The sequence below is a fragment of the Bradyrhizobium sp. KBS0727 genome, assembly GCF_005937885.2.
Lineage (GTDB): Bacteria > Pseudomonadota > Alphaproteobacteria > Rhizobiales > Xanthobacteraceae > Bradyrhizobium.
This window is the reverse complement of sequence record NZ_CP042176.1, coordinates 4,806,159-4,819,240: the sequence shown is the minus strand read 5'-3', so window position 1 is coordinate 4,819,240 and position 13,082 is coordinate 4,806,159. Positions and strand designations below refer to the sequence as shown.

Below are 13,082 nucleotides of genomic sequence, written 5' to 3'. Positions count from 1 at the left end.
CATCACTTCCTGACGATGCGTTCATGCAGCCGCGTAATGGCGTCGAGCGACGACAAGATCGCGCCTTCCTGCCATGCCGGAATGTAGGAAGCGTGTTCGCCCGCCAACACGATCCTGCCGTCGATCTGGCACAGATTGTCGTAATGTTCCGCCCGCGCTTTCTCGCTCCAGCTTCCCGCGCATCCCATCGCGAAGGGAACGCGGTGCCAGGCCACGGCCATTCCGTTTTCGAACTCGGCGCCGTATTGCGGGTGAATGCGGGCGCCGAATTCGACCGCGCGCGCGATCCGGTCGGCCGGCGTCATCGAGGTGAATTCGTACGCGTTGGCGCCCTCAAACACATAGGCGCCGAGCAGCACGCCGCGGCCGCTGCGGTTGAATCCGCTGCTGGGATAGGAGATCTGCCGGATCGGCAAATCCGTGTACGAGATGCCGCCGTAGATCGCCTCGTCCTCTTCCCAGAACCGGCGCTTGAATTGGAGGCCGATCTTGACCGCTGACGCGTACGGCACCGCGTCGATTGCTGCCTTCATGCGCGGACCGACGTCGGTCGGGATCTGGCTCAGGATCGACAACGGGATCGTGCAGACGCACCAGTCCGCTTTCGCGATCTGTGGCGTCGATGGCGTTTTGGAATTCACATAGCTGACGGTGATGCCGCCATCGTTTTGTTTAATCTGCGTGACCTTGGCGTCGTACTGAATGAGATCGCCGACCTCGCGCGCGAACGCCTTGCCGATCATGTCCATGCCGCCGACCGGCTGAAACATGGTGGTCTGGAATTGATGCAGGGTGAAATTCCGCAAGTAACCCCAAAGCCTGGACTTCAGGATATCCTGGAGCTTGATGACCTCGCCGGCGATCGGCGCCGCGCCGAGCCCGCCGCCGGGGTCTTTGGCGTAGCCGCGATAATCCGCCGAGATCAGATTGGCCTGGTACGCGTAATTCCTGTCGAGCGCGCCCCAGGAGCGCAGCGCCTGCAGCAGGATTTCCTTGTCTTCAACTGTCACGGCCTCGTCGAGCTTGCCTTGTTGCGTTGTCTTGGCGAGCAACTCCGATACGTGCCCTTGAAAATCGGTCTTGATGTCGCGAATGCGCTGCGGCTGGCCTGCGAACGCTGTCGAGGCGTGGAGCAGGGCGTTGTGATTGAGTTGGATAAAGGGCTCGAGCGCGACGCCGAGTCGTTTGCAGTAATCGAGCAAAGCGCGGTGATGATACGGAATCCGCCACGGCCCCGGATTGAGATAGAGCCCGTCCTCAAAGCCGCAGGTCTGCGTCGCGCCGCCGAGTTCGGTGAAGCGGTCGCCGCCGCGTATGGTCCAGTTGCGACCTCCCGGGCGGCTGTTGAACTCCAGCACCTGGACCTTGTAGCCGGCGGCGCGCAACTCGAGCGCTGCCGTCATGCCGGCGAGGCCCGCGCCGAGCACCAGCACGGATGCGCCTTTGGTATCGCCCGAGAGCTTGATCGGCCCCTTGTAATTGGACTCGGAGGCGAAGCCGAGGCTGGTCATCGCCTGGTACATCGCGGCACTGCCGGCGACCGAACCCACAAGCGACAGCAGATCGCGCCGGCTTACTGTCTCGCTCTCATTCGGCATGGCCAGCCTGGTTTCGTGCGAAGCGCTTCCTGCGGGCGCTCTCTCGGATTGAACAGATAGGGACTGGCTTGCGTCCGTGCAAACCGTCGAGCGAACTTTTTCGGCGAACGACCGGGTCTGCCAAAAAACAAAACGGAGGCCGTACGGCCTCCGTTTCTTATTCTGCAATCAGATTCAAGAGTTATCCGAGCCGTCCCGCCGCATGCGCGAGCAGGGTGTAGACGAGGCCGGTTTCCGAGGTCAGGTGACCGCGCAGCGCCTGGGGGGCGCGATCTTCGCGCGCGACCTCGTCGAGCAATCGCTCGAACTCGGCGATGTAACGATCGACCGTCTGCTTGAAGCCGCGGTCGGCGCGGTATTTTCGCGCGACTTCGTCGAACGCCTTCTGGCCGGCCGGTGTGTAGAGGCGCTTGGAGAACGCCTTGCTCTCGCCACGCTGATATCGATCCCACATCTCGGCGGCGAGGTTGCGATCCATCAGCCGGCCGATGTCGAGCGACAGCGATTCCAGCGGATTGGCAGGTCCTTGGCTTTGGCCGCCTTGCGCCGGGCGGCCGCGCGGCGCTTCGCGGCCGGTGGGCCCGCCTGCGTCGGTGCGGTTGAGGAGATCGGATAGCCAACCGTCGCGTCCGCCTTCCTGGCTCGCGGGCGAGACCGGCGGCGCTTCGGTGCGGCGCGACGGCATCCCGAGATCCGGCGGCGGCAGGGTCGATGCACTGCCGGTATCGCGCATGCGGGCTTCGTTGCGGCCGCCGGCGGCGACGGCCATCACGGGCTCGTCCTGGCGCTGCACGCTGGCGCGGCTCTGGGGCACGACGTCGAGGCCGCGGCCGTGATGGGCGACGATCCGGTTCAGTTCGGCGAGGGCCTCGATCTGGTCGACGATCACCTTGCGCATCTGCGCGGTATTGTCGGCGGCCTCCTGCGGCATTTCGAGCACGCCGCGGCGCAGTTCGTTGCGCGTGGCTTCGAGCTCGTTGTGCATCTCGGCAGCCATCTGCTTCATGGCCTGCACCATCGTGCCGAATTTCTCGGTCGACTGCTTGAACATCGCGTCGGTTTCCGCGGCGCTCTGCTGGTACAGCTCGCCCATGGCGTCGAGGGTCTGATGCCGTTCGTTTTCGGCGGCAGCCCGCACCGCTTCGAACTGCCGGCTGATCGCCGCAGATCCCGCACCCGCGGTCTCGGCGACGACGCGGGCGATGTCGCGGGCGCGCTCTTCGGCGGCGGCCAGCGATTCGTCGAGCAGGCCGGTGAAGCGCGACAGCCGCTGATCGAGGTCGGTGGTGCGCAGGTCGATGGTGGTCACCAGCGACTCCAGCTGCGACTTGCGATCGGCGACGGAAGTGGTGGTCGAGCGGTTGGCCTGTTCGACCACAGCCGCGGCATCGACCAGCGCCTTGCCATGGCTGTCGAACTGGCTCGACAGCGCACCGAGATCTTCAAGTGCCTTGGTCGTCTTGGAGTTGAAGACGGTCAACTGGTCTTCCAGCGTCTGGGTGGCGACGCCATTGCGCGAGGTGACGTCGTTCATGGCGGACACGAAGTCGGCCACGCGGGTCACCAGCGCACGCTCCAGCGAGTTGAGATTGTCGTGGGCGCCGGTCAGCACTTCCTGCAGCAGGATGTTGCCTTCACGCAGCCGCTCGAACAGCGCCACCGTGTCGGTGCGCAGGATCTTGCTGGTCTCCTGCATTTCGGTCACGGCCGCGATCGAAACCTGGCGCGACTGGTCGATCGCCGAACGCGACGACTGCTCCAGATCCTTGAGCGACTTGGCCACCGCGCCGGTGGCGAGGTCGCCGGCCGACGTGATCGTGCGCGCGACTTCCGAGCCGTGGGTCGCCATCGATTGCGAGAACGCGTTGCCGCGGGTCTCGATCGACTTCAGGGCGTCGGCAGTGACGCGGTCGATGTCGGTCGTGAGCTGCGTGGTCTTGGTGGCGAGCGCCTCGACCAGCGAACCGCGACGACTGTCGACGATCTGCGCCAGGCGATCGGTCTGCTGCTGAACGTAGGTGACGATCTCGTCGGTCTTGCCGGTCATCGTCGAGCCGAAATTGCTGCTGGCGGCGAGAACCGAACGCTCGAGATCGGCCGAGGTCGATTTGACCTTGGAGCTGACTTCGTTCGAAGCGGCAATCAGCGCGCTCTGCGCGCTCTGCGCAGTGGTCTGGATGTTGTCGGTGGTAGCAGCCGTGACGTTACTCAGCGAACGCTCGATGTCGGCGGAAATCGCCTTGATCTGGTTTGCCGCGTCGCCGGAGGTTGCAGCGAACGAGCTCTGCGCTTCGCGCGCGCTGCCGAGGATCGAGGCCGCAGTGTCGGCACCTGCCGCGCTTAGCGTGCGTTCGACGTCGATCGCCAGCGACTTGACGTGGTTGGCGGCGTCGGTGGACGCCGTTACGAGCATGTTCTGGGCTTCGCGGGCGCCTGTCGTGATCGCCTCGGCGGTGCCGTTGCCGGCCATCGACAGCGTGCGCTGCATGTCGGCGGCGAGCGACTGGACCTGGCTCACCGCATCGGCGGAAGCGGTGACGAGGGTGTTCTGGGCCTCGCGTGCACCCGACGTGATCGCCTCCGCGGTGGCGGTTCCGGCCAACGACAGCGAGCGCTGGACGTCGGCGGAAAGCGACTTGACCTGATCGGCTGCGATGCTGGAGGCCGTCATCAGCGTGTTCTGGGCGTCACGCGCCCCGGCCGTGATGGCCTCGGCGGTGGCGGTGCCGGCAAGCGAGAGCGAGCGCTCGACGTCGGCGGCGAGCGACTTGACCTGAGTGGCCGCTTCGGAAGACGCCGCGACCAGCGTGGACTGTGCCTGGCGTGCGCCGGCGGTGACAGCCTCGGCGGTCGAGGTGCCGGCGATCGAGAGCGAGCGTTCGACGTCGGCGGCGAGCGACTTGACCTGGCTTGCCGCGTCCGAGGACGCCGTGACCAGCGCGGTCTGGGCCTCGCGTGCGCCGGCGAGAACCGACGCCGCGGTGGCGCTGCCTGCGGCCGAGAGCGTGCGCTCGACGTCGGCGGCTAGCGACTTGATCTGCGAGGCGGCATCGGAGGACGCCGACACCAGCGTGGTCTGGGCATCGCGGGAACTGGTCAGGATCGAGTTCGCGGCCTCGGTGCCGACGGAGGTGAGGGAAGCTTCGACTTCCGCCGACGTCAGCCTGAGCTGGGCGCCGACATCGGAGGAAACGGTCAGCAGCGCCTGCTGCGCGGCGCGCGCGCCGGTCTGGATGGTCTCCGACGTGTTGACCACGAGGTTGGTGAGCGAGCGTTCGGCGTCCTCGACGTGGGACTTGATGCCCGAGGACAACAATTCCGCGCGCGCCATGAGGTCATCGCTGGCCTGACGGCCGCTGCTTTCGATACGGCCGGCCACGGCTTCGACGCGCGAACCCAGCAGGTCTTCGAACTGGGCAACTCGGGTGTCGATGTCGCTGGCGATCGCGCCGACCCGGGTCTCGATGCCCTGGTGGATTTCCTGGAACCGGGCCGAGATGGTGTCGGTCAGGTGGGTGCTGCGGCCATCGACGGTTTCAATGACGTTGGTGATACGATGATCGACCGCCGCCAGCGCCTGCGCGGTGCCGTCGGTCAGCGTGGACGTCAGGAGGCCCAGCCGGGAGTCGATCGACTGGATCGCCTGCGCTGCGCCTTCGGTCAGCGACGTCGACAGCGTGCCGAGGCGGCCGTCGATGGTTTCGGTGACGGACTTCGCGCGGGTATCGAAGGTCAGTTCCAGCGACTTCAGGCGGCCATCGATGGTCTCGTCGAACGACTTGATCCTGGTATCGAGTGAACTGTCGAGATGGCTGATCTTGCTGTCCAGCGAGCTGTCGAGATGGCTGATCTTGCTGTCCAGCGAACTGTCGAGATGGCTGATCTTTCTGTCCAGCGAACTGTCGAGAGTGCTGATCTTTTTGTCCAGCGAGCTATCGAGGTTGGTGACGCGGCTGCCGAGCGTGGTTTCGAACTGCAGCAGGCGCTGATCGAGCGACGCGGTGATCTCGCCGCCGTTCGAGGTCAGGCGGGTGTCGAAGGTGTCGACGTAATTCTTCAGGCTGTCGCCGATCTGCTGCGTGCGCTGGCCCATCCGCTCGACGATCTCGCCGCCGAAGGTTTTGACGGTGCGATCGAATTCGGAGATGTGACGGGTGATCAGCGCGCCGAGCGTGCCGCTGTCGCGGGAGAATTTTTCCGCCAACTCGCCGCCCTGGTTCTTCACCAGTTCGTCGAAGGCGTTCATCTGCAGCGAGAGGCTGTCGTGCGCGGTTTCGGTCTGGCTGATCACCTTGGCGACCAGGGTGTTCACCGTGACATCCAGCGCGTCGCTGGCCTTGTCGCCGGAGGAGAGGATCTGGGTCGCGAGGCGATTGCCGGCGTCGTCGATCTTGCTGACGAGGTCGCCCGAGCGCAGCTCGAGCTCGAGCAGCAGGGAGTCGGAGGAATTCTTCAGGCTATCGTGAACCTGTTCGGTACGATCCGAAATGCCGTCGACGATGGTCGAGGAGCGCTGCTCGAACTCGCCGGTGATGCGGTCGATGCGCTCGTTCAGCATTTCGTGGACGCGGTCGGCCAGATCGACGAACTCGTCGTGGACGTGGCCGGTCTTGAAGTTGAGGCTGGTGGTCAGGCGTTCCGAGGCGTCGAGCACGGCGCGGGTGGTTTCGGCGCTGGCTTCCTCGAGGCGGTCGAGCAGGTCGCCGCCGCGTTCGCCGAGCGCCAGGATCATGTTGTCGCCGGCATGGCTCAAGGCGCTGGTGATATGCTGGCCGCGCTCTTCGAGAGCCCCGGTGATGCTTTTCGCGACTTCGTCGACGCGGGAGGCGATCGCGTCCGAGATCAGCGCGATATCGTGGCGCAGGTCGATCTGCACGCCGGAAATGGCGCTACGAACCTGTTCGGCCTGACCGACCAGATTGTCGCGCTGATGGGCAATGTCCTGCAGCAGCGCGCGGATGCGCACTTCGTTGTCGGTATAAGCGCGCTCGAGCGCCGAGACCTCGTTGGCGACGAGCGTTTCAAGTTCGCCGGCGCGCGCGATCGCGCGCTCGACGCCGTCGCCCATCGCCGCGACCTCGCGGCGGATCGCTTGACCGACGGTCACCATGGAATCGGCGGCCGCATTTTCCGGCTCGGAGAAGCGGATCGCGACCTGTGCCATCGACTGCGCGATCATGCGCATTTCCTGGCCGCGCCAGGCCAGGCTTGCGAGGAAATAGAACAGCAGCACCGGCGCAAAGAACAGTGCGGCAAGGCCGCCGAGCACCAGCACGCCGCCGCTCTGTCCGATCGTGGCCTGCAGCGAGGGCAGGAAGCTGACGGTCAGAAGCGCGCAGCCGACCAGCCAGACGGCGCCGAAGATAGTCGCAAGCGTATAGACGCTGCGGGCAGGGCGGCCCTTCTGGATCGCCTGCAGGATCTGTCCAATGGTTTCGCGATCGTCATTGGCGGCGCGCCGGGGACTGCGCGGCTCCTCGATCGAATCGAACACGGGACGATCCGTGTTCTGGCGCATGTCGTGCGTGTCGTACGGCGTTTCGGAATAAGACGGTGCGGCGGAGGGAATGGTCGGCGGCGCCATGTCGTCACCGATCGAATTTCGGCTGGTGTCGACCGTCGTATCGCTGATGTTCAACGCTTCCTGAATGGCGGAAAGCGCGACTTCAGTGGGATCTTTGACCTTCTTGGGAGTGTTCGCCATGTTCAGTCTGAGCCCTCTTACTTTTTACGCATCCGGCTGTTCTTGCTAACGTCCCCGCAAGCCCAAGCCAGCGTCTTTAGTCCCGCCGCGGAGCGCAAGCGCACCCGTGCAAAACAGGGCCCGCTTGTCCGCTACATCCGCAAACATCCTATTGGCAGAGCGATACGAATGAAATGGCCGCGATTAAGACATTCTTAATCATCGTTAACAGCTTTGTTCGTTAAGGCCTTACGGATACACAAATTTCTCGCGGCAGTCGGTTGATTGGGGCGGCACCCGGTCAAAAACAAGGCGAAGTTGCGGCAAATTCTTGCAACGTTCCCTTAACCAGTTCCGTGATTGGCTGGCCGAAACGACCCTACCGGTAACCGTCGGCAGGGCGATCCGGACTTGGGCCATGTCACTTCATCTCGAACGGATAGAATGGATGCCATCGCCGCCGCTCGCACCCGATGACGGTCCGATCGATTTCGAACATCTCAAGCGCATGACCCTGGGCGACACAGGCCTCGAGCACGAGGTGCTGGCAATGTTCGCGGCCCAGTCGGCCAGCCTCGTCGGCTCGCTTGCCACCATGCCTGCGGATGCGCCGGCGCTGGCGCACACCCTTAAAGGCTCGGCCCGCGCCATCGGCGCGTTTGCCGTCGCCGATGCGGCCGCCCGTCTGGAGGCGGTGATATCAGGCGGAGCCGACCCGGCCGACCAACTCACCGAGCTTGCCGACGCGGTCGCGCTCACCCGGACGGCGATCGAGGCGGTCCTGCGTCGTTCCTGAGCGAGACCCGGCTCCATCAGGCCATAGCCCCGAAAAATGCTCTGTCAGGTTTTCCGTCCGACCGCTGGCGCTGTGCGGATCGACCCGTTATAGGACTGCCGGGACCCTCCTTTTCGTATTCCGGCAGCACGAGCGATCATGGCCAAAATTCACTTTGTCGACCATTCCGGCGAAAAACGTACCATTGAAGTCGAAAACGGCGCGACCGTGATGGAAGCCGCGATCCGCAACGCCGTTCCGGGCATCGAAGCCGAATGCGGCGGCGCCTGTGCGTGCGCGACCTGCCACGTCTATGTCGACGAAGCCTGGCGCGAAAAGGTCGGTGCGCCGACGCCGATGGAAGAAGACATGCTGGATTTCGGCTTCGACGTGCGGCCGAATTCGCGGCTGTCGTGCCAAATCAAGGTGAGCGACGAACTCGATGGTCTCGTGGTGACAACGCCGGAACGGCAGGCGTAACAGCCTTATCGGTTCTGCAGCGCGGCGCAGACGATCAGGATCGCCAGCCGCGCCGTGCGCATCATGTCGGGTCGATCCCGCGGCGAATCCAGGGCTGGAAACTCTTCAGGATGTCGGCCGTCAGCGCCGTCGGCTTGCGCGTCGCCTCGTCGAGCAGCACCGACACCGACCGCGCCGACGCGACGCATTGGCCCGCGGAGAACACCACCTGGTCGAAGGTCACCGATGTCCGGCCGAACTTGACCACGCCGAGCCCCATCTCGATGGTGCCCGGCCAGCGCAGTTCGGCGCGAAAGTGCATATCGAGCCGGACCATGATCCAGGTAACGCCTTCTGGCATCAGCCCGTAACTGCGGTCCTTCATCAGCGTGACGCGGCCGGTCTCGAAATAGGTTGCATAGACCGCATTGTTGACGTGCTGGTTGGGGTCGAGGTCGGCAAAGCGGACATTGTCCGACAGACGATAGGGAAAATCCTCCAGACGCGGGGTCGCGTCGGGGCGCAGGGGGGCGTTCACGGGGTCATCTCCGAATGTTTCACGCCGTTACAGCCCAGTTGTCGAATGACGGCAAGGGGTTGCGGCAGCCACGCACGCCATATTATGGCTTTCCTGTTTCCGCAGCGTTGGCTAGACAGACGCAGCCTTTCCGCCCAGTTCAACCGAAAAGAAGCTGACATGAGCGAAGCGATCAAAACCGATGTGCTGATTATTGGCGCGGGTCCGTGCGGACTGTTCGCCGTGTTCGAACTGGGCCTTCTCGACATGAAGGTGCATCTGGTCGACATCCTCGACAAGATTGGCGGCCAGTGCGCCGAGCTCTACCCGGAAAAGCCGATCTACGATATTCCCGGCATTCCCTTCGTCACCGGCCATGGCCTGACCGAAGCGCTGATGGAGCAGATCAAGCCGTTCAGCCCGACCTTCCATCTCAACGAGATGGTGGAGACGATCGAGAAGATCGGCGACCCCGGCTTCCGCGTCACGACCGATGCCGGCCAGGTGTTCGAGTGCAAGGTGGTGGTGATTTCCGCGGGCGGCGGCTCGTTCCAGCCGAAGCGTCCGCCGGTGCCGGGCATCGAGGCCTATGAAGGCACGTCGGTGTTCTACGCCGTGCGCAAGATGGAGCAGTTCCGCGACAAGAACATTCTGATCGTCGGCGGCGGCGATTCCGCGCTGGACTGGACGCTCAACCTGCATCCGATCGCCAAGCGCGTGACGTTGCTGCACCGGCGCGACGATTTCCGCGCCGCCCCCCACAGCGTTGAGCAGATGCGTGCGCTGGTGGCTTCCGGAAAAATGGATCTCAAGATCGGCCAGGTGACCTCGCTCGAAGGCGAGGGCGGCAAGCTTTCGGGCGCCGTGATGAAGGCCAACGACAACGCGGTCTCGAAGATCGACTGCAATACGATGCTGCCGTTCTTCGGCTTGACCATGAAGCTCGGCCCGGTCGCCAACTGGGGCGTCGCGATCGAGAACAATCTGGTGCCGGTCGAGACCGCTGCCTTCGAGACCAACATCCCCGGCATTTTCGCGATCGGCGACATCAACACCTATCCGGGCAAGCTGAAGCTGATCCTCTCCGGATTCCACGAGGGCGCCCTGATGGCGCAGAAGGCGCACCGTTACGTCTATCCGGACAAGCGGCTGGTGTTCCAGTACACGACGTCGTCGTCGAGCTTGCAGAAGAAGCTCGGGGTCAACTGATTCCAACCAAAATATGACCGACAGAGCGTTTTCGAGTGAAGTGGATACCGGTTCACTTCAAGAAAACGCGTCAAAGCCAAAAGACCGGCCGCGGCGCGTTTGCCGCGGTCCGGCAATCGGCCGCGCCGGTACTGGAACCGTCCGCGAAATGGCCTTAGTCTGCAGTCATTCATTTGGTGAATTGATCAGGTGGCCGAAATGCGAAATGCGCAGCGACACGCACTGTCCGGAATTCGACTGATACTGCCGATCGTGATGGCGTTCGCCTTTGCCTCCGAACTCGCCGCTCAGCCGGCGGAGCCGTCGGCGGCCGGGCTGTGGCAGAAGCTCGAGAACAACAAGCCGGTGGCTTGGTTTCTCGTGGTCGATCACAGCGGGATTTTCGAGGGTGTAATCGCCAAGACGTTTCTGCTTCCCGGTGAAGATCCGAACAAGATCGATATCTGCTCGAAGTGTACCGACGATCGCAAGAATGCGCCGGTGCTCGGCATCTCCTTCATCCGCGACATGAAGCGCGACGGATTGAAATACGAGAACGGCAACGTGCTCGATCCGCGCGACGGCAAGATCTACAAGGCCAAGATGTCCATCAGTCCGGACGGCCAGCAATTGACCATGCGCGGCTATCTCGGGATATCGCTGTTCGGCAAGGACGAGACTTGGGAGCGCTTGCCGGATACGGCAATGGCTCAGCTGGATCCCGCGATCGTCGCCAAATATCTGCCGGCGCAAGCAGCCGCGATCAAGCCTGGTCCGGCGCCAAAAGCGGTTCCGGCGCCGAAGAAGGGCGCGCCCGCACCGGCGCACTAGGAAACCCGCGACTTCGATCTTTCGCTTGTTAGCGCGCGTCCGCCGGGATCGGCGATATCGGCCCCGACGTGACAGCGGGCACGGCCGCATCCAGCTGCAGCACGGCGGCCGCGGCCGGCAAGGCTGCGTCCGCCATTGCGGCGTGGCCTTCGGCGCTGGGGTGCACCGCGCCGCCATAGACCGCCGACAAAACGCCCCAGGTCGCATCGTGAATATCGTTGGGCTGCATCGAGGGCGGCAGACCCTGCGGATAGGTCATCGCGGCGAAGTAGCTGTCGTTGGCGTCGCGGATCCAGCGCGCACGCGGCAGATAGGCGCGGAATTCGCCGGCGCCGCGGCCGCACAGCATCGGCTGGCTGGCTGACGTGACGATGTCGGGATCGAAGCTGTCACCAGTGGCCGAAAAGCATTGCCGGTCGAATTCCGGATCGCTCTCGGCGCGTGCGCAGAAACCGTGGCTGGCGAACACGGCCTGGTGACTGTCGACGAAGGTCATGCGATCGGCGCGCGGGTTGCGGCACAGGATGCCGGACTGGCACAGCGCCAGCGCCTTCAGTTGCGGCAGGAATTCGCTTTCGACGAAGTTCGACACCGCGGCCAGCCGCTGCGGCTGGGCGTTGAAGGAGGGGTGAATGTCGAAGCCTGCGCGTCCGCCGGGGCAGGGCGCGCCGCCTTGCGTGAGCGTCGGGTTGGCATAGGAGGTGTAGACCACCCGTGACAAGTCGCCGACCAGCGGTTTCAACGCCTCGCGCAGCTTGGCGAACCCTTGCGGCAGATCGCGGGCCAACGCGCCGCGGGCGTCGTCCAGCGAGGCCATCACGCTGCTGCGCCGGAACAGCGTGCGCTCGGTCGGGGTGTCGACGATCACGTCGGCGACCAGCCCGGAAAAATAGATGTCGTTGGCGCCGATCGACAGCAGCACCAGATCGAGCTTGCGGTCGGGCTGGCGACGTTTCGCAGCGGTGACCGCCTCGCGCAGCTCGGCTAGTTGTCCGTTGACGGTGCTACCGCACGTCGCCGTTTTCGACGGTGAACAATCGTGGGCGCGCTGCGAGCCGAACAGCCCGTCGGCAATGGTGGCGCCGGTACAGGCGAGCGGCAGATAGGTCACCGCGATGTGCGGATACTGCACCGCGAGCGCCAGCGCGGTCCGGGTCTGATAGCTGTAGAGCGAGCGGTGGCAGGCCGGGTTGAACCAGAGCGCGCTCTGCCGCTGCCATACCGACAGCAGGTCCGGCGCTTCGCAGGCCCGTCCGCCTTTGTAGCCGGCGCGGCTCGGCCGGTAATATTGCGCCGCCGCCGTGCCGAGATAGGAGCGGAAGCAGAAGCCTTCATCGGCCAGCGCGATCGGGCGGTCCGGATTTCCCTCACCCGAGGCGACGCTGTCGCCGAGACCGGCCACGAAAATATCGCGCACCGCGATCTCGGTGGAAACGCGCTGGCTGCCGTCCGAGCCGGAGGAGACGTCGACGGTCGCCACCGTGGTGCGGCCATAGCGAACCCTGGTATTGACCGGCTCGGCGCAGTCGAAGGTGGAAGCCTGCGGGCCGTCGCCATCGTCGAACGACCAGGCGCAGGTGGCGCCGACCGGGACCGGCCCTGTCAGCCGTACCACGACCGGGTGATCGATCGGCGTCAGGTAGCTTTCCTTGACGTTGTCGCGGCTGCAGGGCTCGCTGACGCGCCCGGTGAGATCGATGCAAAGCCGGTTCACGGTGTTGCGCGCCCAGCCGCGGCCGTCGCTCTGCACCTCGAGCGCCTGCTCGGCGGCCAGAACGCTGCGTCCGCGTCCGCTGTCGGTATGCAGCAGGAAATCCCGCTCCTCGCGGAACAGGCGGAAGCGGTTGCGGACCTCCCAGGAGATCTGCAAGGCGCCGTCGCCGGCCGCGGTCTGGGCTTCGGCTAACGACGTCGATAGTCCGACCAGCGCGCCGGCGAGCAGCGCGATGGACAGGATGGTGCGTGAGAGAATTCCGGCCATGGCGCCTTTGACGTTAGCGGTAAGGCAGAAATAAGAGAACTGGCGAGGGC

General features: G+C 64.5%; 8 protein-coding genes. 4 read left to right on the top strand and 4 right to left on the bottom strand.

Translation table 11 applies throughout. The features are described from left to right. Positions 1–2: 2 nt before the first annotated feature. Positions 3–1,598, bottom strand: coding sequence for a flavin monoamine oxidase family protein (locus FFI89_RS22730; RefSeq protein WP_138829853.1), 1,596 nt, complete (start codon positions 1,596–1,598; stop codon positions 3–5). A gap of 181 nt (positions 1,599–1,779) precedes the next feature. Further along, on the bottom strand, positions 1,780–7,302 hold the full coding sequence (locus FFI89_RS22725) for a negative regulator of septation ring formation (RefSeq protein ID WP_138829852.1): 5,523 nt from the start codon (positions 7,300–7,302) through the stop codon (positions 1,780–1,782). Between the two features lie 397 nt (positions 7,303–7,699). Here FFI89_RS22725 and FFI89_RS22720 point away from each other — a divergent pair, with 397 nt between their 5' ends. Continuing rightward, positions 7,700–8,077 carry an Hpt domain-containing protein gene (locus FFI89_RS22720; protein ID WP_138829851.1) on the top strand — a complete coding sequence of 126 codons (378 nt, stop codon included), beginning with the start codon at positions 7,700–7,702 and terminating at the stop codon, positions 8,075–8,077. A 138-nt stretch (positions 8,078–8,215) separates the two neighbouring features. Then, positions 8,216–8,536, top strand: coding sequence for a 2Fe-2S iron-sulfur cluster-binding protein (locus FFI89_RS22715; protein ID WP_138829850.1), 321 nt, complete (start codon positions 8,216–8,218; stop codon positions 8,534–8,536). 61 nt (positions 8,537–8,597) lie between these two features. On the opposite strand, the gene FFI89_RS22710 is transcribed toward FFI89_RS22715, so the two are convergent. Continuing rightward, positions 8,598–9,053: a thioesterase family protein gene (locus FFI89_RS22710; RefSeq protein ID WP_138829849.1), complete on the bottom strand. Its 456-nt coding sequence runs from the start codon at positions 9,051–9,053 to the stop codon at positions 8,598–8,600. 159 nt (positions 9,054–9,212) lie between these two features. On the opposite strand from FFI89_RS22710, the gene FFI89_RS22705 reads away from it, so the two are divergent. Beyond that, positions 9,213–10,241, top strand: coding sequence for an NAD(P)/FAD-dependent oxidoreductase (locus FFI89_RS22705; RefSeq protein WP_138829848.1), 1,029 nt, complete (start codon positions 9,213–9,215; stop codon positions 10,239–10,241). Between the two features lie 198 nt (positions 10,242–10,439). Next, positions 10,440–11,051 carry a DUF2147 domain-containing protein gene (locus FFI89_RS22700; RefSeq protein WP_138829847.1) on the top strand — a complete coding sequence of 204 codons (612 nt, stop codon included), beginning with the start codon at positions 10,440–10,442 and terminating at the stop codon, positions 11,049–11,051. A gap of 28 nt (positions 11,052–11,079) precedes the next feature. Here FFI89_RS22700 and FFI89_RS22695 read toward each other — a convergent pair whose 3' ends face one another. Further along, positions 11,080–13,032: a hypothetical protein gene (locus FFI89_RS22695; RefSeq protein ID WP_138829846.1), complete on the bottom strand. Its 1,953-nt coding sequence runs from the start codon at positions 13,030–13,032 to the stop codon at positions 11,080–11,082. Positions 13,033–13,082 lie beyond the last annotated feature (50 nt).

Coding starts and splice junctions, on each gene's coding strand:
- FFI89_RS22725 (WP_138829852.1), bottom strand. CDS start 7,302: ATGGCGAACACTCCCAAGAAGGTCAAAGATCCCACTGAAGTCGCGCTT.
- FFI89_RS22715 (WP_138829850.1), top strand. CDS start 8,216: ATGGCCAAAATTCACTTTGTCGACCATTCCGGCGAAAAACGTACCATT.
- FFI89_RS22720 (WP_138829851.1), top strand. CDS start 7,700: ATGTCACTTCATCTCGAACGGATAGAATGGATGCCATCGCCGCCGCTC.
- FFI89_RS22705 (WP_138829848.1), top strand. CDS start 9,213: ATGAGCGAAGCGATCAAAACCGATGTGCTGATTATTGGCGCGGGTCCG.
- FFI89_RS22700 (WP_138829847.1), top strand. CDS start 10,440: ATGCGAAATGCGCAGCGACACGCACTGTCCGGAATTCGACTGATACTG.
- FFI89_RS22695 (WP_138829846.1), bottom strand. CDS start 13,032: ATGGCCGGAATTCTCTCACGCACCATCCTGTCCATCGCGCTGCTCGCC.
- FFI89_RS22730 (WP_138829853.1), bottom strand. CDS start 1,598: ATGCCGAATGAGAGCGAGACAGTAAGCCGGCGCGATCTGCTGTCGCTT.